The organism is Eggerthella sp. 1_3_56FAA (assembly GCF_000185625.1).
GTDB lineage: Bacteria > Actinomycetota > Coriobacteriia > Coriobacteriales > Eggerthellaceae > Eggerthella > Eggerthella lenta.
This window is the reverse complement of sequence record NZ_GL622580.1, coordinates 44,874-65,305: the sequence shown is the minus strand read 5'-3', so window position 1 is coordinate 65,305 and position 20,432 is coordinate 44,874. Positions and strand designations below refer to the sequence as shown.

The window sequence follows — 20,432 nt, the reverse complement described above, 5'->3', positions numbered from 1 at the left end:
TCGGCGCCCGCACGCTGCATCGGCATCTACACGAACGAAGAGAGGATTCGAACGCATGAGCACGCAGTACCCCGTCCTGGGATCGCCGTTGCAGGTGAACGGCATCACCTTGAAGAACCGCATGATCACCACGTCCATGTCGCCGGGCGCGGGATACGTGACCAAGGACAACCGTCCCACGCAGCGTTTGGCGAACTACCTGGAGGAGCGCGCCGAAGGGCAGACGGCCCTCATCATCCAGACCATCTGCCCGTGGAAGCGCAACGACATCGATCCCGATCACATCCACGAGCTTCCCAGCTGCTACGACGAAAGCTGCATCCCCGACCTGCAGCGCTACATGATCGAGCCGGTGCACAAGCACGGCGGCCTCATCTGCGCGCAGCCGTACTACGTGCACGACTGGAAGCCCGACGCCGAAACGCCGGAAGGCCCCTACGGCCCGTCCGACATCGCCATCCTCAAGTTCATGGGCGGCTTTCGCGCCATGACGCTCGAGCAGATCGAGGCGTTCAAGCAGCAGTACTTCAACGCGGCGCGCGTGTGCAAGGAAGCCGGCTTCGACGCCATCGAGGTCATGGCGGGCGTGGGCGGCATCCTGTCGCGCTTCATGGCGCTGGCCACCAACAACCGCACCGACGAGTACGGCGGCAGCCTGGAGAACCGCGTGAAGCTGACGCTCGAGGTGATCCGCGGCGTGCGCGAGGTCGTGGGACCTAAGTTCCCCATCGTCGTGCGCTGGTCGCCCATCGACTTCATCAAGAGCCCCGCGGGTCCGGGCCTGTCCATGGAGGATGCGCTGCGCATCGCCCCCATGCTGGAGGAAGCGGGCTGCGACCTGCACGACCTTTCCGTGGGCTGGCACGAGACCAGCGAGCCGCTCACCACGAAGGCCATCGAGGACGGCCACTGGACGTTCGTCTCGCAGCAGATCAAGACCGTGGCGAAGAAACCGGTGGCGCAGGGGTATCGCAACACCGATCCGCGCGTGATGGAGCAGAACCTCCAAGACGGCAAGATGGACGTGGTCGCCGGGCTGCGCTACAGCATCGCCGACCCGGCGCTGCCCCGCAAGGTGATGGAAGACCGCACCTGCGACATGCGCCTGTGCATCGTGTGCTGCCGCTGTCTGGACGACGTGGTGAGCCAGGGCAAGCCGCTCAACTACTGCGGCGTCAACCCGCGTTTGGGCGAGGAGCTCGACCATGAAGCGTTCCCGCAGGCGTCGAAGCGCAAGAAGGTCATGGTGGTGGGCTCGGGCCCGGCGGGCATCAACGCCGCGCTGACCGCGGCGCAGCGCGGGCACGCCGTCGACCTCTACGAGGAAGGGCCGCGCCTCGGCGGGTGCGTGAAGATGAGCAGCATCTTCAGCCCCTACCACGAGCGCTACCTGGACTACCTCCTCACGCAGGTGAAGCAGCATCCCCAGATCACCGTGCATCTCAAGACGAAGGTCACGCCCGAAACGGTGCGGCAGGCCAAGCCCGACGCGGCCATCGTTGCCGTGGGCGGCAAGCCCCTGGGGTTGGACGTGCCGGGCGCCGACGGCAAGAACGTCGTCTCGTCGCACGACTTCCTCGAGATGATCAACGGCCATAAGCCCGCAGGGAAGAGGGGCGCGTTCAACAGCTTCATGTGGGGCGCGGGGTCGCTGTTCCTCAGCATGTACTACACGCCGTCGTTCGCGCGCACGATGACCGAGAAGTCGCCGTGGCCCATCAGCCGCAACGTCGCCATCATCGGCGGCGGCCTGCCGGGCTGCGAGTTCGGCCACCTGTGCATGGAGACGGGCCGCACCACCGCCATCATCGAGGAGCGCAAGAAGGTGGGCTTCGACGTGGGCGGGTCCGATCGTTTCGGGCTGATCAGCAGCTTCAAGCAGGCGGAGAACGTGGAGATGTACCCGCTCACGCGCGTCACGGCCATCACCGAGGAGGGCGTGAGGGCCGTGCAGACCACGCCGGAGGGCGACATGGAGCTGTTCATCCCCGCCAAGACCGTGGCCATCACGCTGGGGCTTGCCGAGAACCACGATTTGGGCGAGGCGTGCAAGCCGCTTGTGGACGAGGTGTACCTCGTGGGCGATTGCGAGACGCCGGGGCGCATCGCCGACGCGACGAAGATGGGCTATCGCGCGGCATGCGCGCTGTAGGAGAGGAAACGCGAGTGAGTGTCATAACCGAACGACCCGTCAATCGACCCGTCATCCCAAGCGAAGCAGCCGAAGCCGTCGGATCCGACGCGTCCTTCGCCTGCGCTCCCGAGCGCGACGTCGTGTACGCCGAGCGTCTCGAAGGCGGCATCGAGGTCGTCTATCTGAACCAGCCGCGCAAGAAGAACGCCCTGTCCGGCGAGATGATGACCAAGCTGGACGCGCTGCTGCGCGCGGCGGACGTCGACGACGGCGTGCGCGTGGTGGTGCTGCGCGGCGCGGGCGACGATTTCTCGAGCGGCGGCGATCTCGACCAGGGGCCCGCCCTCGAACCGGGCCCCGAGGGCGCGCGCAAGACGCTGCGCCGGTACTTGGCCGTGGTTCGCACCATCCGCACGATGTCGAAGCCGGTGGTCGCGATGGTGGACGGCTACGCCGTGGGCGGGGCGTTCGCGCTCGTGTGCGCCTCCGACCTCGTATGCGCGTCCGAGCGCGCGCTGTTCGTGCCGGCGTTCTGCCAGATCGGCATCGTGCCCGAGATGGGCATGATGAAGCTGCTGCCCGACCTGGTGGGGCCGCAGCGCGCTAAGGAGCTGCTGTTCTTCGGCGGCAAGATCCCCGCGCTCCAGCTGTACGACTGGGGCGTGGTGAACCGCGTGTTCCCGACGGAAACGCTCGAAGCCGACACGCTGTGGTTCGCGCGCCAGCTGGCGGGGATGCCCGACGCGTCCATCCACCTTACGAAGAACATCATGAACGCGCTGGCCGACGGCAACCTGGAAGCGTGCCTGGAAGCCGAATCGACGGCGTCGCCGTTCTGCACGACCACGAAGGCGTACGCCGCCACCATGGAGAAATTTGCCCGCTGAACCCTGCGAAGGTGAGACGATATGGCCCAGTACAACGTAGCGGAACCGTTCTTGGCGAGCGTTCGGGCGCATCCCGATAAAACGGCCGTCGTGTTCGACGGACGCGAGATCACCTACCGCGCCATGAACGATCGCATCAACCAGATGGCCGGCGTGCTCACCTGCGATTTGGGCGTGCGGCCGGGCGATCGCGTGGCCTACCTGCTGCCGAACTGCCCCGAGCTCCTTGAGCTGTACTACGCTGTCCAGAAGATCGGGGCGGTGGCCGTGCCGCTGAACTACAAGCTCATCCCGCGCGAGGTCGCCTATCTGGTGAATGCCAGCGGGGCCGAGGTGCTCGTGTTCGCCAGCCAGTTCGCCGCGTCGGTTGCCGAGGCGGCGCAATCGTTCACGTCCGACGTGGCGCTGGTCAGCGCAGGCGGGGAGGTGTCCGGCGCGCTCGATCTGGAGCGGGCGCGCGCCGGCCGCAGCACCGCCGAGCCCCCGCTGTTCCGCTACCCCGACGCATTGTCGCGCATCCAGTACACGGGCGGCTCCACGGGCCTGCCGAAAGGAGCCGCACGCACCCACGGAGCCGACCTCGTGGAGCTCGACGCCATCATGGATTCCAACGGCATCGGCGACGATCCCGACAACGTGGTGCTCATCCAGTGCCCGCTGGAGCACCACGGCGGCCACAGCTGGTTCACCATCGCGTTCGCGGCCGGGGCGACGCTGGTCATCTGCGAGGCGTTCAACGCCGAGCAGATCCTCCATTTCATCGAGTTCTACCGCGTGACGTACATGATCTTGCTGCCGCCTACCACGTACCTGCGCCTTCTGCGGTGCCCCACCATCGACCAGTGCGATCTCAGCTCGGTGCGGCTCGTGCAAAGCGCGGCCGGAGCCACCACGAAGCCCATCATCCAAGCCATCTACGACAAGTTCCCCAACGCGGTGCTCAACTACGGCTGGGGACAGTCGGAAAGCGGCGCCGGCAGCAGCCTGAAGATCACACGGGCCATGTTAGAGGCCGATTCGCCCCTGCTGGAGAGCGTGGGGCGGCCGATGAAGCACGTGGAGATGAAGGTGGTGGACGAGGACGGCAACGAGGTGCCCGACGGCGAAGTGGGGGAGGCTCTGTTCCGGTCGCGGTCGGTGATGCAGGGCTACTACGGCCAGCCCGACCTGACCGACGAGGCGTTCACGCCCGACGGCTGGCTGCGCACGGGCGACCTCATGATGCGCGATGCGGATGGGTACTACTACGTGCGGTCGCGCAAGAAGGATATGATCAAATCGGGCGGCGAGAACGTGTTCGTCGCCGAGGTGGAGAACGTGCTGCGCACGCACCCCGCCATCGACGACTGCCTCGTGTTCGGCACGAGCGACCCGGTGATGGGGGAGGCCGTGGCCGCCGTCATCCAGCCGCGCGAGGGCTCGAACCTCACGGCCGCCGAGGTGCAAACGCACTGCAAGAACCATATTTCCAGTTATAAGAAGCCCCGCTACGTGGTGTTCATGGACGACATGAAGCGCGACAGCGCGGGCAAGGTGCGCAAGCAGGATATCGTGGCGTACTTCGACGAGCGCAAGGAGCAGGCCGCGCCGCGCCACCACGAGAAGCTTCGCAGCGATCCCGACATCTACCTCATCCAGGTGCCCTACTCGGGCGGCACGCCCATCGGCTACACGAACGCCTACCTCATCGCCACCGACGAGCGCAACCTGCTGGTCGATACCGGCGTCAGCCATGAGGCGTCGTACGAGGTGCTGCGCTCGGCGCTGCAGGATCTGCGCGTTGACATGGCGCGCACCGACGTGTTCGCCACACACTTCCACATCGACCATCTGGGCCTGATCGCGGCCATCGCGCACGAAGACACGCGTGTATACCTGAGCGCGCGCGACGAAGAGCTGTTCCGCGGCCGCGGTGCCAGCTCGTATCGCGGCACGGTGAAGGCGCGGCTTTCGTGCGAGGGGTTTCCGCCGGACGAGCTGGACGAGCTGGAACGCACCGACGCCAGCCTCATCCCGCGCGTGGAGTGGCCCATGCCGGAGCGTTTCGCGAACCTGGCCGACGGGGACGAGCTGCGCTACGGCGGCTACCGGATGCGCGCCGTCGACACGCCGGGGCACACGCCGGGCCACCAATGCCTGTACCTGCCCGATCAGAAGGTCATGTTCTACGGCGACCACCTGCTGATGAACAGCTCGCCCAACATGGCGCCGTTCCCCGGCGAGGCGGATTCCCTGGGCGACTACCTGCGCAGCTTGGACAAGGTGGCGCAGCTGCCCGTGGAGTTCGCCTGCATGGGGCACGGGTTCGTCGACCCGCGGCGCCAGGCCGAGGCCATGCCCGAGCGCATCGCCTGGCTGCAGCGGCATCATCGGCAGCGGCTCGACGAGATCGCCGCGCAGCTCGAGGAGCGCCCCGGCATGACTGGCACGGAACTTGCTAAGTCCATCACGTGGAACATTCCGCATGCCGCTTGGGAGGAGATACCCATCATCCAGCGGTGGATCGTCGTGTGCGAAACGCTGGCCCACCTCGACCATCTGATGGGCGAAGGCAGGGTGCGCAGGGAGCGCGCCGGGGATGCCTACCGGTATTTCATGGAGCAACGCTAGGGAGAACCGAAGGAAAGGAACGACGAGATGGATTTCAGCTTGACCGATGAGCAGCAGCTGCTGCTCGACAGCGTCGACGAGCTCATGGAGCGCTATGGCACCGAGCAGTATTTCAAGGAGTGCGACGAGAAGCACGTGTGGCCCCAGGAGTTCACCGACGCGCTGCTGGAGAACGGCTTCCAGATGCTGGGCGTCGACGAGAAGTTCGGCGGCACCCCGGTGGACGTGACCACGCTCATGCTGGTGTCCGAGCGCATCTGCAAGAACGGCGCGCCCATCTACGTGTACGGCAACCTGTGCGCGCTCAAGGACATGACGGAGTACGGCACGCCCGAACAGCAGGAGCAGTGCTTCGCCGAGGTCATGGCAGGCAAGCCCGGTTTCGTGCTGGGCTTCACCGAGCCGGGCGCGGGCTCCGACAGCTCGTCGCTGGCCAGCACGTACCAGCGCCGCGACGGCAAGGTGTACCTGAACGGCAGCAAATCGTTCATGACGAACGCCGTGAACTCCAAGTACATGCTATGCGTGGCGCGCGATGCCGACGACGATCCCGAGGATCGCGCCAACCGCTCCCGCTTCTCCATGTGGTGGGTGCCGCTGCACGACGACGAGGGCAACCTGGCTCAGGGCATCTCCATCGAGCCGTTGGAGAAGATCGGCTGGAACATGGGCAACACCTGCGAGCTGCACATGCAGGACGTGGAGCTGGAGGAGAAGGACCTCGTGGGCGTCGAGGGCAACGGCTTCATGCAGGCCATGGTGAACTTCGAGGTGGAGCGCCTCATCGCATGCGCCCAATCGCTCGGCGCGGCCCAGTGCGCCTTCGAGGACGCGGTGCGCTACGCCACCCAGCGCATCCAGTTCGGCAAGCCCATCGGCAAGAACCAGCTCATCCAAGAGCACATCACCGACATGTACCTGAAGATCGAGAACATGCGCAACTGGGTGTACAAGACGGCCTGGAAGATCGACAACGGCGAGTCGGTGCAGATCGATTCCGCCGTGGCGAAGCTGTACTGCGGCCGCGCCGCCTTCGAGGTGTGCGACACCGCGCTGCAGGTGATGGGCGGCATCGGCTACACGAAGGACTGCCGCATCTCGCGCCTGTGGCGCGACCAGCGCGTCTACCGCATCGGAGCCGGCACCGACGAGATCATGATCCACATCGCCGGCCGAGCGATCCAGAAGCAATTCCAGGAATAGAAAGGACTTCATCATGCCTGAAATCTTCAATCCCGTGGACGACCTCATCGCCGAGCAGGCGCTGGTCGACGCCCTCGTGGCGGACTTCACCGAGGACGACTGGAACCGCATGGCGTCGTACTGCACCACCTGGACGTTCAAGGACGTCATATGCCACATCGCGTTCTTCGACTACTGCGCGGTGGAGCTGCTGGCCGGGCGCGGCGAGAGCGTGAACGCCGTGGCCGATGCGGCATCCGAGCAGGACGAGCACTGCCACGTCATGGCGTTTCGCGACCAAAGCGGCGCCGACATCCTGAACTGGTGGCGCGAGCAGCGCACGCTCATGACGGCTTCCTTCCTGGAGCTGGGCCCGAAGGGCCGCGTGCCGTGGGCGGCCGGCATCCCGCCCATGTCCGTGCGCTCGCTCGCGTCGGCGCGCCTCATGGAGCTGTGGGCGCACAGCGTCGACCTCTACGATGCGCTGGGCATCGACCCTGTGGTCAAGGAGCGCATCACGTCCACGCTGTTCCTGTCTTGGCAGGGCCGTCCGAACATGTACAACGTGAACGGGCTCGCGTTCGATCCCGAGATCCCGATGTACCTGGAGCTGACGCTTCCGTCGGGCGAGCTGTGGACGAAGGGCGAGCCGAACGATCAGAACTACATCAAGGGCTCGGCGAAGGACTGGGCGCTCGTGGCCATCCGCCGTCGCAACTGGATGGACACCGGCCTCGAAGTGGTCGGCGACGAGGCGCGCACCTACGCGGGCATCGTGCAGACCTACGCCGGCCCCGCCGATCCCGCGCCGCAAGCGAAGAACCCGCGCTAGGTCGTTCGCAAAACCGTCCTGAGGGGGGGCGACCCCCCCCTCAGGACGCTCAGCGGTAGATCATGGGGACGGGGCGGCAGGCGGCGAAATCGGGGCAGGTGTCGCAGTCTTCGCCGAGGTCGGGCGAGATGCGCTCGCGCTCCACCTGCTCGCATCCCAGCGCCGTGTAGAAAGGAACCGCCGGGCCGCGTGCGACGAACAGCAGCGCGCCGTAGCGTGCCCGAGCGTCTTGCATGAGCGCGCGTCCCACGCCCAGCCTGCGCGCCTGCGGGTCCACCACGATGGGGCTGACGTACCGATCGCCTTCGGCTTCGACGATGCGGATGAACCCGACGATGCGGTCCCCGTCCAGCGCGACGTACGACGTTCCGCGCGGGGTGAGCGTGCCCATGCCGGCGTCTTCGGCCAGGCGCGCGATGGCGGCGGCGTCCTGCTGGGTAGCTTCGCGTATGGTGGGGGTTGATGGATCGCACGTCATGAAGGGGTCCTTCCTGAGCTTTCTCCATAGATTAGTAAAACAATTAGCAAAAATCGTGCTAGAGTTTATAATATCGCATAATTGGTTGAAAATTTCACGGAATCATCTTAAAATGAGAGCATCAGCACCGCTCGTCGGTGAAATCGCGCAGCCGCCGAGGGGAAGCGGCCGAAGCGCGTCGCAGCAAGGGGGTTGCATGTCGGATTATCCGAGCCAAGCCGTGCGCATGGAGGCGCGCTCCAACGTCTCGGTGCGGACCAAGCAGCATTTCGCTCCCACGGCCATCCAAGGCCTCGAGGTGCTGTCGCTGCCGGTCGCGCGCTTGGACGCGTACGTCCGCGACCTGGTGGAGCGCAACCCCTTGCTCGATTTCGACTACGATCACGGCTCCCTCTCGTTCGAGGAGCTGCCCGACGAGGACGGCGACGCTTCGGCCGATGCCGAAACGGCTGCCGAAGGGTTCGATACGCGCCCGCCGTCGGCGATCGCTTGGGATGCCCGCGGGTTCGACCTGGCCCGTCTGCGCGACGAGTGCTCTCAAACGGAAACGCTGCACAGCCATGTGCGCATGCAGCTGACGGGCGCGCGCGTCGGCGAAGAGGATCGCGCTCTGCTTGACGCCCTCATCGAGAACATCGACGACGACGGGTACTTTTCCGGCAGCATGCATGCGCTCTGCGCCGAAGCAGGGCGCTCGATAGAGGACGGCCAGCGGCTGCTCGAGCTCGTGCAGCAGCTGTCGCCTCGCGGCGTGGGCGCGCGCGATCTGGCCGAATGCCTTGCGTTGCAAATCGACGACGGCCTTCCCTATGCGGACGTTATTCGCGACATGCTGCGCACCGGGCTGGACGACCTCGCCGAAAACCGCACGACGAAACTCATGCGCGCCTACCATTTGACCATCGACGACCTGGCCGCCATCCGCGAGGTCATCTGCACACTCGATCCTCGCCCGGGCTCGTCTTTCTCGCAGCGCAAGGGCACCGTGTACGTCATCCCCGACATCACCATCAGGCGCGATGGCACGGCCTTCTCGGTGCAGGTTACCGGCGAGCTGTCGGAAACGCTGGTGCTCAACGGAGCCTACGACCGCATGGCGCAGCGCGGGGGCATGGACGACGAGGCGCGGGAGTGGTTGCACGAGAAGCGCGCCGAGGCGGATGCGGCGCTGGCGAACATCGACCAGCGGCGCCAGACGCTCCATCGGTTCGGCGTGTTTCTAGCCGAGGTCCAATACGATTTCTTCATGGGCGGTGAGGCGCGGATGCGTCCGCTCACCATGCAGCAAGCCGCCGATGCGCTGGGCGTGCACGTGTCCACCATCAGCCGCACGGTGCAGGACAAGTACGCTCTCACCCCGTGGGGCGTATTTCCGCTCAAGCACTTCTTCTCAAGCTCGGTCGCCTGCTCCGCCGAGGAGCGGCGCCATGCGCTGTCGTCGCTGGCCATCAAAGACCGCATCAAAGACCTGGTAGCCCAGGAGGATCGCCGCACGCCTTTGAGCGATGCGACGATCACCGCCATCCTGAACGGCGAAGGCGTGGACATCAAACGGCGGACCGTGGCGAAGTACCGCGAGGCGCTGGGCATAGGCCGGCAGTCGCAACGAAGGCGGTAAGGTACTCGATCGAAACGGAGGGGAGCGTACGTGGTGTATCGAAAAGAACACGCGATAGAGGCCTGGAAGACGTTCGTCAGCACGGGCGCCATACTCGAAGACAAGGTGCGTCCCGAAATAGCTCGCTCGTGGCTTCGATGCCGCGCCGCCGGCGTGAACCCGTGGTCGAGCGATTTCACCGAGCAGAACCTTGCTCTGCTGGAAGAGAAGCGGCAACGTTTTGCGGCATCGCTCAAATCGACGGTGCCGGTGATGAAGTTCCTGAAGGAAATGCTGGGCTGCAACGTGTCGTTGATGGACGGCGAGAACTTCGTGTTCGAGCTTCTGTCGCCTTTGGCGGTGTACCCGCGCACGTTCGGCACGTTCACGCGCGAAGAGGAGGTGGGCACCGGAAACGCCACTCTAGTCGCCTACGAGAAGAAGCCGGTGCGCGTCGACGGGTTCGAGCACTATCGCGCCATCGTGCAAACGTACTCGGGCGTGTCAGTGCCCTACCTCGATGGCGCAGGGAAGTACTACGGCGCGATGAACATCAACAGCCCGTTTGCCGTATTGCCGCAAAGCGCCCTTCAGCTGTGCCGTATCGGCGTTTCGTTGACGAACGACTTGCATCGCGCCGGCGCGAAGGCGGGCGCTTTGCTGTCGACGGTCGACTTCTTCAAGCCGCTTATGCTGGCCTACGAGCATCCGGTGTTGCTGATCGACTCCAACGGCCGCATCCTGGGCGGCAACGCGGGCATGCGCGCGTATTGCCCGGGCTGGGAGCAGTATTCGTACGGCTCACAATCGCTCGGCGCCTATCTGGGGAAGGACTTCTCCGTGCAGGACGTGCTCGATCTGCCGGAGAAGTTGGAAGCGCCGCTGCCCGTGCGATTCAAGAAGGGACGCTCGCGCGCGGTGCACGAGCTCAACCTCGTGAGGCGCGGCAGGGTGGAGATCGAAGGGCAGGAGCCGTTCGTCATGCTCGTATTCGAAGACGGCAACGAAGCCGAGCGCAACGCCCGCAGCGCGACCGGGCGTCGCAGCGATGCCGCAGTCATGCCGACCGGCGATAAGGTGGATTATATCGGGGAAACCGAAGAATGGAAGAAGATCGACCGCATGGTGCAGAAGGTCGCGCCCATCAAGACGAACGTGCTGCTGTTGGGCGAGACGGGCACCGGCAAGGAAGTGGTGGCCCGCGCGCTGCATCGTCGCAGCGGACGCACCGGCGAGTTCGTGGCCATCAACTGCGGCGCCCTGCCGCGCGACCTGCTGGCCACCGAGCTGTTCGGCTACGAGGGCGGGGCGTTCACCGGGGCGCGCGAGACGGGCGCGGTGGGGAAGTTCGAGTTCGCGGACGGCGGCACGCTGTTCCTCGACGAGATCGGCGAGATGCCGGTTGACATGCAGGTGAGCCTGCTGCGCGTGCTGCAAGAGCAGAGCGTCACGAAGCTGGGATCGAATACCGCGAAGACGCTCGACGTGCGCGTGATCGCCGCGACGAACCAGAACATCGAGCGCCTGATCTCCGAGAAGAAGTTCCGCAGCGACCTGTACTACCGTTTGAGCCTCGTGGAGATCCGCCTGCCTCAGCTGCGGCGGCGCTCCGCCGACATCCCGCCGCTGGTGGATTATTTCAACGGGCAGCTTTCCTCGGTGCTCGAGGTGCCGTGCACGCCCTTCCCCGCCGAAACCATCGAGGCGCTGCAGGCTTACAGCTGGCCGGGCAACGTGCGCGAACTGCGCAACATCGTTGAGCGCTGCCTGATCATGCAGGGCCAGGGCGCCAACGTCGCCGCGGACTCGCTGCCGCCTCATATCGCGAACGCGGCGAACGCCATGCCGGACGGCCCGGTGGCACACGCCGCCGTGGCCGTGCAGCAGGATGCGGGGGCGATGCGGGAGGGCGTCGAGGACGATGCGGTGTCGGAGGAGCGCCATCTCGTGCAGGCGCTGCTCGCGCAGCACGAAGGCGACCTCGCGGCGGTGGGGCGGCAGCTCGGATTGACGCACGAGGAGCTCTCCGAGCTGCTCAACCGCCTTCACCTGCGCGTTCGCGTGGTGCTTGAAAGCATGGACGACGCGTTCTAGAGCGCTTGGGCAGGCTGGCACGCTTTTTGCTTTTCGAAGGTGCGGAACCGCATTCCCGAGAAGCAAAAGGAGTGATTCATGAACATCGTTGTGTGCTACAAGATCGTGCCCGACGAGCAGGACGCGGTCGTGCAGGCCGATCGCACGCTGTCGTTCGAGCGCGCTGCGCTCAAAATCGGCGATTACGACCTCAACGCCGTGGAAGCCGGCGCGCAGCTGGCGTCGGCTTCCGGCGCGTCGCTTGTCAGCCTGACCGCCGGGGGCGATCCGGTGGAGGACTCGAAGTTGAAGAAAGCCATCCTCGCGCGCGGGCCGCACGAGAACGTGGCGGTGAAAGACGCGTCGCTGCCCGAGGCCGGATCGGCGGTGACGGCGCGGGTGCTCGCAGCGGCCGTCAAGCAGCTGGACGACGTGAGCCTGGTGCTGTGCGGCGAGGGGTCGGCCGACCGCTATGCGCAGCAGGTAGGCGTGCAGCTGGGCGAGCTGCTGGGGCTTCCTACCGTCAACGCCGTCAGCTCCATCGAGCTCGACGACGGCGTCGCGCATGTCGAGCGCACGGTGGGCGCGGTGGTCGAGCGCCTCGACGTGCCGCTTCCGGCCGTGCTGTCGGTGGTCGCCGACATGAACACCCCGCGCATCCCCTCGATGAAGGACATCCTGGGCGCGGGCAAGAAGCCCTCGCGCGTTCTTTCCTTCGAAGATGTGGGCTTCGACGGCTTTGACGAGGCCATCGACGTGGTGAGCACGCTTGCGCCCGAGCAGCGCGATCGCGCGTGCGAGATCCTCGAAGGCGATGACGACGAGACGATCCAGGCGTTCGCGGCACGCGTGCGCGAGCGGCTGTAAGGAGGCATCCATGAGCGATAAGACGATTGCGGTGTTCGCCGACACGGCGGAAGCGTACGAGGAGCTGTGCAGCGGGGCGCGGGCGCTGGGAGGGAGGCCGGTTGCGCTGTGGGCCGGCGACGAGGTCGACGCGCAGCGCATCGCGGCGTGGGGTGCGCGCGTGATGCACGTCGGCGCCGTTCCCGAGGGTGCGCTGTACGAGGACTGCGTTCCCGCGTTCCAGGAGGTCGTCCAAGCCGAGCAGCCGACGTTGATCCTGGCGCGCATGTCGAAGCGCACGCAGTGCGTGGCGGGCCGCCTTGCCGTGCGTCTGGGCGTGCCGGTGGTCACCGACGCGTCGCGCGTGAAGCTTGACGACGAGGGCGTCGAGGCGGCGCACATGGCGTACGGCGGTGCGGCCGAGCGCGTCGAGCATGCGCGGGGGATGGCGATCGTGCTCGTGGGCTCCGGCGTGTTCGAGATCGACGAAGCGCCGGCTGCCGGCACGGTGGAGCGCGCGGCGGCGTCGATCGAGCCCGGTCCCATCAAGCTGGTCGGGCGCCAGGAGAAGCAGGAGGAGGTGGTCGACCTCGGCTCCGCGAAGGTCGTGGTGTGCGTGGGCCGCGGCATCCAGAACAAGCAGAACCTAGGCAAGGCGCAGGAGTACGCGGCGCGCATCGGCGGCGAGACGGCTTGCACGCGCCCCATCGCCGAGGGCGAGGGTTGGATGGCGCACAGTCGCTACCTGGGCGTTTCGGGTGCCGTCGTGAAGCCCGACGTGTACATCGGCCTCGGCGTGTCGGGCCAGGTGCAGCACACCGTGGGCATGGCGGAATCGCAGTTCGTGGTGGCCGTCAACAAGGACAAGAACGCTCCGCTCATGAAGCACTGCGACCTCGGCCTCGTAGCCGACCTGGAGAAAGTGCTCCCCGTGCTCGCAGCTCTCTAAACGACCCGTTAGCCTCCCATTGTAGCGAAAGTGGTCCCCTGTCGTCCTTTTCCCGGGATGGCAGGGGACTGAATGTGATCGCTATTCGTTTTCCAGTATGGCTTCTAGCATCGTGCGAAGCGACGGAAAGTCGTCCGAGACGGTTGCGTATACGTCTTCCATGCGCAACGTTTGATACTTGTGCGCAGCTATGTCGCGAAAGCCGGCAATGGCTTTCCAGGGCACCTGGGCGTGTATAAGGCGAAAGCTCTCGGTAAGATTTTTAACGAGTTCCCCTATGTTGATAACCGTCATGCATACGGCACGCTTGAGCTTCTCATCTTCGAGGAATGAAGCGAGATCCTCGTTCTGCATGAGCGATTCGGCGATGGCTATTTCGTCGAGCACTTTGCCGACGACGGTTCGATCTCTATTGTTCATAGAGCGTTACCGTTTTTCCCACATCCAATATAGAGCCATCGGGAATGGGCGCATGCACGATGTCGACCGATGTGCCAAGATCCTTCTCCAGCCGATCGCGCAGCGATGCAAGCAGGAGGAGCGAAACGGCTATCGAGGTGAATTCGATTAATAGATCGACGTCGCTTTTTTCGGTCTGACGTTCTTCCGCATACGATCCGAAAAGGTCGACCCTTTTGATCGGAAATTCATGCGCGGCATTGTTCACGCTTTCGGAGATGGTGGCTATATCGAGCATGTTGGCCTCCTTTCGTATTGTTGCATTATCTCATGCGAATGGGGGCTCGTACAGCGTGCGGCGCAGGAGGGTGAACAGGGTTTCGCATCGGGGATCGCTTCGTTTGATGGACGAGAGCATGCTGTCCCACACGAACGCGCACAGCGGTTCGGGGGCCAGCGCTCCCAGCAGGCGGTCGTGCGCCACGTTCGGATCGCGTTCGAGCGCCACCACGAGGCCGCGGCGGATGTGCGCGAAGCACGCCTCCTCGCGCTTGCGCGCCGATGCCAAGCCCTTCGCGTCGAGCGCGGCGACTTCCGTCAGCCAGTCGTCGCGGAACCTCGCCAGCGCTCCCGACAGCTGGAGCGCAAGCCCCTCGCAGAAGCCGATGAAGTCATCGCCGGCAATGGCTCCGGGCATGCTGTCGGCCAGCGCTTCGTTCCAGAATCGTCCTACCACGTCGTTGACCAGGTCGTATTTGGTGGGGTAGGAGTTGTACACGGTGCCCACGGCTACATTGCATGCGCGCGCGACCTCGCGGATGCTCAGCCCGGAAAGACCCGATTCGCTGGCAATCGCGAAGGCGGTGTCGAGGATCTGCTGTTTGCTGATGACGGGTTTGTTGCCCATGCGCACCTCCCGCGTGCGGAAGCTCGGGATCCGGTCGTTTCCCTCATTGTAGAGGAAGACTCATGCGTAGCTCGTGAAGAAATGGTGGTTGATTTTCGTCCGTCATTGCCTCCGAGCGCAGGCCTCTCTAATATGAACGTTGTTCATTAATGAACTTAGTTCATATTAGCAAAGAAGAAAGGAGCGCAACGATGAGCATCGAATTGATCGTGGCGAGTGTCGCCATCACCTGCGCGCTGGTTCTGTACACCTTCGGAGTGTTCGGGGAGCGTCGTTCGGGAACGTTGTCGCTGCGCCATGTGCTGCTGTTTTGGGGCGGCCTCGTGTGCGATACCACCGGCACGATGATCATGTCGAACATCGCGCAGCAATCGTCCGCAGGAGGATTCGGGATCCACGCGGTCACCGGTCTGCTTGCTATCGTGCTGATGCTCGTGCATGCCGTTTGGGCCACGGTCACGTACGTGCGTCATAACGAGCGGGGGATGCATCGATTCCACACGTTCAGCACGTTCGTGTGGCTTGCGTGGCTCGTCCCGTACATCATCGGCATGCTGGTGGGTATCCCGATGATCCATCTGCAGGCGGTGTGCGCCATCGGCACCAGCGTCGTGGTGGTTGCCGTGCTGGCGTTCGTGCTGTTCCGCGGCGGGAAGGGTCATGCGCATACCGCCGCGCACTAGGCGTTGGCTTTCAGAGTCGCGAGCGGCATGCGCGCTCGCTATCAAATCCGGGATCGCGATCGGGCGATCCCGGATTTGCGTGTTTGAGGATGCTAGCGTTCGCCGGGCAGGATGGACGGTAGCGCGATGATGAAGCACGCCCCTCCATCAGGCAGGTTGATGGCTTCCACCGTGCCATCGTGCGATTCCACCACCGATTTCACGATGGCCAGCCCCAGCCCCGTGCCGCCCGTGCCTCGGCTTCGTGACGCATCGGTGCGGTAGAAGCGGTCGAACAGCAGCTGGGGGTCGATGTCGCCGAACCCGGTGCCGTCGTCCTTCACGGCCAGGATGGAGTTGCCCTTCAGGCCGAACAGCTCGATGGTGATGTGGCCGTCCGGTTCGATGAAGCGGCTCGCGTTCTCCACGAGGTTCGTCACGGCCTGCTTGAGGCGATCGGGGTCGCCCAGCACGTCGGGCGCCTCGCCGACGATCTCGGTGTTCGCATGGCGGTCGCGCAGAATGGGCTCCAGGGCGTCGAGCACGCCGGTGGCCAGCTCGCGCAGGTTCACGCGCGATAGCTCCATGGGCATGGCGTTGTCGTCGATGCGCTGCAGCGTCAGCAAGTCGTGGGTAAGACGGCTCAGGCGCTCGCTTTCGGCGATGATGATCGAGCAGAACTTCTCGTGCAGCTCGGGCGGTAGATCCGGATCTTCCAGCATCTCGGCGTTGCCGCGGATGGCAGTGAGCGGGGTGCGCAGCTCGTGCGCCACATCGCTGATGAATGCTGCTTGGCGGCGCTCCTTCAGCACCAGGTCGTGCTGCTGCGACTTCGTGGTCTGCACGAGCGCCTTGAAATCGGCCGACAGTTGGTCGGCCTCGTACAGGCGGCCGTCGGGTTCGAACGGCACATCGGTTCCCGTGCGATAGGCGGCGGTTTTCTTTGCCAAGAGGCGTAGCGGTTCAGATATGAAATGTCCGATAATAAGGCTGAACGTGAACACCACAAGACCGACGGGAGCAAGCAGCAAAAACGCCTTCGACGGAGTGTCGAAGGCGAGGAAGCAAATCAGAACCAGAACCGCGCCGGCGAGAAGCGAAAGCAGCGTTGCCAGCAGCGAGAAGTATGTTTGCAGTCTTTTTATTGCTTGAACCTGTATCCGTAGCCGCGAACCGTTTCCACCAAGCCGGGATCGTACCCGGCGGACTCAATCTTATCACGCAGACGCTTGATGTGGGTGTCGACGGTCTTGGTTTCCGTCAAGTATTCCCAACCCCAGGCGTCGCGCAGCAGATCTTCGCGCGAAACCACCTTGCCGGCGTTCTTCATGAGGCTGGCAAGCAACTCGAACTCGCGCGGTGTGAGGTCGATCTCGCCGTTCGCGCCCGACGCCGTGTGGGCGTCCTCGTCAAGCGTGATACCGCTGGCGGTGACGGCGTGGTTAGCGCCGGGGAAGTCGCCGCCCGATCCGCGGCGCAGCAGGGCGCGGACGCGTGCGATGAGCTCTCGCACGCCGAAGGGCTTCGCCAAGTAGTCATCGCCGCCGATTTCCAGGCCCACCACCTTGTCCAGCTCGGTGTCGCGAGCCGACAGGAACAACACGGGGACGGTCGTCTTCGAGCGCAGGCGGCGGCACAGCTCGTAGCCGTCCATGCCGGGCAGCATGATGTCGAGCACGAACAGATCGTACGAGTTCTTCGTGGCCAACGCCAGCGCGTCTTCGCCGTTGTCCACCACGTCGGTGAAGAACCCCTCCTTCTTGAGGGCGTAACTGACGAATTCGGTAATAGAGGGCTCGTCGTCAACAACGAGAATGCGATGCGGGGTGTCGTTCATGTGTTGCCTTTCTATCAGATGGACTCCCGTTGCCGGTGCCTGACAGATGCGCGTGGGCGGGTTGTTATAATGTCGAGAGCAACTATAAGCATTCGGGGTGCGACCGAGGGAGACTGTCAGGAACATGTTACTTGCCATCGACGTGGGAAATACGCAAACCGTAGTGGGGATCTACCAGGACGGGAGCCTGCAATATCGGTGGCGTGTGGCCACGAACAAAAGCCATACCTCCGACGAGCTCCGTGTGAAACTGGTGCCGTTGCTGGCGTCCGAGGGCTTGAAGCTCGATGATGTTCGCGGCGTGGCGCTGGCCTCGGTGGTGCCCGCGCTCACCATGGCATGGTGCGCGGCCGCGTATCGCATGATCGGGAAGGACGCGCTCGTGTGCTCGGCCGAAACGGCGGGCTCGCTGTTCGAGGCCGACTATCCCAACCCTCATGAAATCGGGGCCGACCGCGTGGCCGACGCCGTGGCCGCGAAGGCGCTGTACGGCGCCCCCGTGATCGTGGTGGATTTCGGCACGGCCACCAATATGGAAGTCGTCGACGCGGACGGGCGCTTCATCGGCGGCGTTATCGCGCCAGGCGTGGAAACGTCGGCCTCCGCGCTGTTCTCGCACGCCACGAAGCTGGGGGCCATCGACCTGGTCGACCCTCATACCGCCATCGGGCACAACACGGAAGAGGCCATCCAGGCGGGCATCGTGTACGGCGAGGCCGACCGCGTGGACGGCATCATCCGCCGCATCTTCGCCCAGCTGGGCTACGAGACGCCTGTGGTGGCGACGGGCGGCCTGGCCTCGCGCGTGGCGGCCCAGTCGCAGACCATCACCGCCATCAACCCCGAGTTGACCCTCGAGGGATTGCGTCTCGTGTACGAAGCGCAGGAAGGCGCCGCCAGCGTTTAAGGCGCGCGATGCGTTGCCCTACCCTGTTTCGCGCCGAGCCGTTTCGCCGACGCAGCTGCTTCAGACCATCATTGACGCGGGGTCGTCTCGTAGGGTTCGGTGCGACGGCGGGTTCGATGTGGCCCGACGGAGCTTCATGCGTCGCGGCCTATTTGCCGCAACGTTGGCTTTCTTGCGCTGTTGGAGGAATGCTTCTCGTTCCCGTTGCGTTCGGCGGGTAGAATGCTTCTATCAGAAAAGCCGCGCCGTCTGCAATGAGCGGGCGGGAACGAAAGGAAGGGCCCGACGTGTTGAGCGACATTGAAATTGCCCAGGCGACGAAACCCCAGCACATCAGCGCGATCGCCGAGAAGGCGGGCGTGCCGGAGTCGTATCTCGAGCTGTACGGTACGAACAAGGCGAAGGTGGACTACAACCTGCTCACCGACGAGGAGCACGCGCCCGGCAAGCTCATCCTGGTGACGGCCATCAACCCGACGCCCGCCGGCGAGGGCAAGACCACCACGACGGTGGGCTTGGCCGACGCGCTGGCTCGCCAGGGCAAGAACGTGGTCGTCGCGCTGCGCGAGCCCAGCCTGGGCCCCGTGTTCGGCGTGAAGGGCGGCGCTGCAGGCGGCGGATACGCCCAGGTCATCCCTATGGAGGACATCAACCTGCACTTCACCGGCGACTTCCACGCCATCGGCGCCGCCAACAACCTCCTGGCCGCCATGCTGGACAACCACATCCAGCAGGGCAACGAGCTGGGCATCGACGTGCGCAAGATCACCTGGAAGCGCGTGGTTGACATGAACGACCGCCAGCTGCGCAACGTGGTGGACGGCATGGGCGGCAAGGCCCACGGCGTGCCGCGCGAGGACGGCTTCGACATCACGGTGGCCAGCGAGATCATGGCCATCTTCTGCCTGTCCACCTCCATCACCGACCTCAAAGAGCGCCTGGCCCGCATCGTCGTGGGCTACACGCGCGACGACAAGCCCGTCACGGCCGGCGACCTCAAGGCGCAGGGCGCCATGGCCGCGCTGCTGAAGGACGCCCTCAAGCCGAACCTCGTGCAGACGCTGGAAGGCACGCCGGCGTTCGTGCACGGCGGCCCCTTCGCCAACATCGCGCACGGCTGCAACTCCATCATGGCCACGCGCATGGCCATGGCGCTGGGCGACTACTGCGTGACGGAGGCCGGCTTCGGCGCCGACTTGGGCGCGGAGAAGTTCCTCGACATCAAGTGCCGCCTCGCGGGCCTCAACCCAGACGCGGTGGTCGTCGTGGCCACGGTGCGCGCGCTGAAGAACCACGGCGGCGTGGCGAAGGCCGATCTCAACGACGAGAACCTCGAGGCGTTGGAGGCGGGCCTGCCGAACCTGCTGCAGCACGTGGAGAACATCACGAAGGTGTACCAGCTGCCGTGCGTCGTGGCCATCAACCGCTTCCCCACGGACACGGAGGCCGAGCTCAAGCTGGTGGAGGACAAGTGCCGCGAGCTGGGCGTGAACGTGGCCCTGTCCGAGGTGTGGGCGAACGGCGGCGAGGGCGGACTGGCCCTGGCCGACGAAGTGGTGCGCCTGTGCGAAGAGCCGAACGACTTCCAGTTCGCCTACGACGACGACCTGTCGCTGGCCGAGAAGATCGAGGCCATCGCCACGCGCGTGTACCATGCCGACGGCGTGGACTTCGAGCCGAAGGCCATGGCCGAGCTCAAGAAGCTCGAGGACCTGGGCTTCGGCGGCATGCCGGTGTGCATGGCGAAGACGCAGTACAGCTTCTCGGACGATCAGAAGAAGCTGGGCGCGCCGCGCGGCTTCCGCATCACGGTGCGCAACGCGAAGGTGTCGGCCGGCGCCGGCTTCGTGGTGGCGCTGACCGGCGACATCATGACCATGCCGGGCCTGCCGAAGGTGCCCGCCGCCGAGCGCATTGACGTCGACGAAACCGGCAAGATCTCCGGCCTGTTCTAAGCTTGGAGCGCCCCCGATTTCGGTTGAAATCGGGGGCGCTCCTGTCGTATGCTACGCCTACCGGCGGTGCCCAGGATGTGAGACTAGGACGCTACACAATCCCCTTCGGGCGGCGCAGGTTAATGTGGGAGCCCGGGTTCACGCCCGGGCTTTGCTATCTCAGCTTCTCCCTGGTTC

General features: G+C 64.9%; 18 protein-coding genes. 12 read left to right on the top strand and 6 right to left on the bottom strand.

All coding sequences use genetic code 11. The annotated features are described in order from the left end of the window. Positions 1-55: 55 nt before the first annotated feature. Genes HMPREF1023_RS05715 through HMPREF1023_RS05695 form a run of 5 tightly spaced genes read left to right on the top strand, consistent with a single transcriptional unit; the run spans position 56 to position 7,645 of the window. Complete coding sequence (locus HMPREF1023_RS05715; protein ID WP_009305243.1) at positions 56-2,152, top strand: FAD-dependent oxidoreductase; 2,097 nt, start codon at positions 56-58, stop codon at positions 2,150-2,152. Between the two features lie 14 nt (positions 2,153-2,166). Continuing rightward, complete coding sequence (locus tag HMPREF1023_RS05710) at positions 2,167-3,021, top strand: enoyl-CoA hydratase/isomerase family protein (RefSeq protein ID WP_009305242.1); 855 nt, start codon at positions 2,167-2,169, stop codon at positions 3,019-3,021. A gap of 21 nt (positions 3,022-3,042) precedes the next feature. After that, positions 3,043-5,631 carry an AMP-binding protein gene (locus HMPREF1023_RS05705; RefSeq protein WP_009305241.1) on the top strand — a complete coding sequence of 863 codons (2,589 nt, stop codon included), beginning with the start codon at positions 3,043-3,045 and terminating at the stop codon, positions 5,629-5,631. 27 nt (positions 5,632-5,658) lie between these two features. Next, positions 5,659-6,834, top strand: coding sequence for an acyl-CoA dehydrogenase (locus HMPREF1023_RS05700; protein WP_009305240.1), 1,176 nt, complete (start codon positions 5,659-5,661; stop codon positions 6,832-6,834). Positions 6,835-6,847: 13 nt separating this feature from the next. Further along, a complete protein-coding gene (locus tag HMPREF1023_RS05695; RefSeq protein WP_009305239.1) occupies positions 6,848-7,645 on the top strand; it encodes a TIGR03084 family metal-binding protein in 798 nt (265 codons plus the stop codon). A gap of 49 nt (positions 7,646-7,694) precedes the next feature. Here HMPREF1023_RS05695 and HMPREF1023_RS05690 read toward each other — a convergent pair whose 3' ends face one another. Beyond that, on the bottom strand, positions 7,695-8,123 hold the full coding sequence (locus tag HMPREF1023_RS05690; RefSeq protein WP_009305238.1) for a GNAT family N-acetyltransferase: 429 nt from the start codon (positions 8,121-8,123) through the stop codon (positions 7,695-7,697). A 196-nt stretch (positions 8,124-8,319) separates the two neighbouring features. On the opposite strand from HMPREF1023_RS05690, the gene rpoN reads away from it, so the two are divergent. From rpoN to HMPREF1023_RS05670, 4 genes are all read left to right on the top strand, one after another. Then, a complete protein-coding gene (gene rpoN / locus HMPREF1023_RS05685; RefSeq protein WP_009305237.1) occupies positions 8,320-9,741 on the top strand; it encodes an RNA polymerase factor sigma-54 in 1,422 nt (473 codons plus the stop codon). Between the two features lie 30 nt (positions 9,742-9,771). Continuing rightward, entirely contained in the window at positions 9,772-11,814 is a 2,043-nt protein-coding gene (locus HMPREF1023_RS05680) for a sigma-54-dependent Fis family transcriptional regulator (RefSeq protein ID WP_009305236.1), read from the top strand. A gap of 78 nt (positions 11,815-11,892) precedes the next feature. Then, entirely contained in the window at positions 11,893-12,660 is a 768-nt protein-coding gene (gene fixA / locus HMPREF1023_RS05675; protein ID WP_009305235.1) for a putative electron transfer flavoprotein FixA, read from the top strand. Between the two features lie 10 nt (positions 12,661-12,670). Beyond that, positions 12,671-13,588 carry an electron transfer flavoprotein subunit alpha/FixB family protein gene (locus HMPREF1023_RS05670; RefSeq protein ID WP_009305233.1) on the top strand — a complete coding sequence of 306 codons (918 nt, stop codon included), beginning with the start codon at positions 12,671-12,673 and terminating at the stop codon, positions 13,586-13,588. Between the two features lie 81 nt (positions 13,589-13,669). Here HMPREF1023_RS05670 and HMPREF1023_RS05665 read toward each other — a convergent pair whose 3' ends face one another. Genes HMPREF1023_RS05665 through HMPREF1023_RS05655 form a run of 3 tightly spaced genes read right to left on the bottom strand, consistent with a single transcriptional unit; the run spans position 13,670 to position 14,894 of the window. After that, complete coding sequence (locus HMPREF1023_RS05665; RefSeq protein ID WP_009305231.1) at positions 13,670-14,008, bottom strand: DUF86 domain-containing protein; 339 nt, start codon at positions 14,006-14,008, stop codon at positions 13,670-13,672. Beyond that, positions 13,998-14,285 (bottom strand): nucleotidyltransferase family protein, encoded by a 288-nt coding sequence (locus HMPREF1023_RS05660; protein ID WP_009305229.1) that lies wholly within the window; start codon positions 14,283-14,285, stop codon positions 13,998-14,000. The genes HMPREF1023_RS05665 and HMPREF1023_RS05660 overlap by 11 nt, the downstream gene beginning before the upstream one ends. Positions 14,286-14,315: 30 nt before the next feature. Beyond that, positions 14,316-14,894 carry a TetR/AcrR family transcriptional regulator gene (locus tag HMPREF1023_RS05655; protein ID WP_009305228.1) on the bottom strand — a complete coding sequence of 193 codons (579 nt, stop codon included), beginning with the start codon at positions 14,892-14,894 and terminating at the stop codon, positions 14,316-14,318. 191 nt (positions 14,895-15,085) lie between these two features. Between HMPREF1023_RS05655 and HMPREF1023_RS05650 the strand changes: the two genes are divergently transcribed. Beyond that, a complete protein-coding gene (locus HMPREF1023_RS05650; RefSeq protein ID WP_009305227.1) occupies positions 15,086-15,577 on the top strand; it encodes an HsmA family protein in 492 nt (163 codons plus the stop codon). A 92-nt stretch (positions 15,578-15,669) separates the two neighbouring features. Here the strand turns inward: HMPREF1023_RS05650 and HMPREF1023_RS05645 are convergent, their stop codons facing one another. Beyond that, positions 15,670-16,467, bottom strand: coding sequence for a cell wall metabolism sensor histidine kinase WalK (locus tag HMPREF1023_RS05645; protein WP_226844391.1), 798 nt, complete (start codon positions 16,465-16,467; stop codon positions 15,670-15,672). Positions 16,468-16,697: 230 nt separating this feature from the next. Next, positions 16,698-17,393 (bottom strand): response regulator transcription factor, encoded by a 696-nt coding sequence (locus tag HMPREF1023_RS05640; RefSeq protein ID WP_009305225.1) that lies wholly within the window; start codon positions 17,391-17,393, stop codon positions 16,698-16,700. A 124-nt stretch (positions 17,394-17,517) separates the two neighbouring features. Between HMPREF1023_RS05640 and HMPREF1023_RS05635 the strand changes: the two genes are divergently transcribed. Both HMPREF1023_RS05635 and HMPREF1023_RS05630 read left to right on the top strand, forming a co-directional pair. After that, the gene (locus HMPREF1023_RS05635; RefSeq protein ID WP_009305224.1) at positions 17,518-18,300 is read left to right on the top strand and encodes a type III pantothenate kinase; all 783 of its coding nucleotides are present in this window, start codon (positions 17,518-17,520) and stop codon (positions 18,298-18,300) included. 287 nt (positions 18,301-18,587) lie between these two features. Next, positions 18,588-20,255, top strand: a complete 1,668-nt coding sequence (locus HMPREF1023_RS05630; protein ID WP_009305223.1) for a formate--tetrahydrofolate ligase — start codon at positions 18,588-18,590, stop codon at positions 20,253-20,255. Positions 20,256-20,432 lie beyond the last annotated feature (177 nt).

What these genes read in the sequence shown, in the direction of transcription:
- HMPREF1023_RS05690 (WP_009305238.1), bottom strand. Translation starts at nt 8,123, where the DNA reads ATGACGTGCGATCCATCAACCCCCACCATACGCGAAGCTACCCAGCAG.
- HMPREF1023_RS05655 (WP_009305228.1), bottom strand. Translation starts at nt 14,894, where the DNA reads ATGGGCAACAAACCCGTCATCAGCAAACAGCAGATCCTCGACACCGCC.
- HMPREF1023_RS05700 (WP_009305240.1), top strand. Translation starts at nt 5,659, where the DNA reads ATGGATTTCAGCTTGACCGATGAGCAGCAGCTGCTGCTCGACAGCGTC.
- rpoN (WP_009305237.1), top strand. Translation starts at nt 8,320, where the DNA reads ATGTCGGATTATCCGAGCCAAGCCGTGCGCATGGAGGCGCGCTCCAAC.
- HMPREF1023_RS05635 (WP_009305224.1), top strand. Translation starts at nt 17,518, where the DNA reads ATGTTACTTGCCATCGACGTGGGAAATACGCAAACCGTAGTGGGGATC.
- HMPREF1023_RS05640 (WP_009305225.1), bottom strand. Translation starts at nt 17,393, where the DNA reads ATGAACGACACCCCGCATCGCATTCTCGTTGTTGACGACGAGCCCTCT.
- HMPREF1023_RS05695 (WP_009305239.1), top strand. Translation starts at nt 6,848, where the DNA reads ATGCCTGAAATCTTCAATCCCGTGGACGACCTCATCGCCGAGCAGGCG.
- HMPREF1023_RS05670 (WP_009305233.1), top strand. Translation starts at nt 12,671, where the DNA reads ATGAGCGATAAGACGATTGCGGTGTTCGCCGACACGGCGGAAGCGTAC.
- HMPREF1023_RS05665 (WP_009305231.1), bottom strand. Translation starts at nt 14,008, where the DNA reads ATGAACAATAGAGATCGAACCGTCGTCGGCAAAGTGCTCGACGAAATA.
- HMPREF1023_RS05650 (WP_009305227.1), top strand. Translation starts at nt 15,086, where the DNA reads ATGAGCATCGAATTGATCGTGGCGAGTGTCGCCATCACCTGCGCGCTG.
- fixA (WP_009305235.1), top strand. Translation starts at nt 11,893, where the DNA reads ATGAACATCGTTGTGTGCTACAAGATCGTGCCCGACGAGCAGGACGCG.
- HMPREF1023_RS05705 (WP_009305241.1), top strand. Translation starts at nt 3,043, where the DNA reads ATGGCCCAGTACAACGTAGCGGAACCGTTCTTGGCGAGCGTTCGGGCG.
- HMPREF1023_RS05715 (WP_009305243.1), top strand. Translation starts at nt 56, where the DNA reads ATGAGCACGCAGTACCCCGTCCTGGGATCGCCGTTGCAGGTGAACGGC.
- HMPREF1023_RS05660 (WP_009305229.1), bottom strand. Translation starts at nt 14,285, where the DNA reads ATGCTCGATATAGCCACCATCTCCGAAAGCGTGAACAATGCCGCGCAT.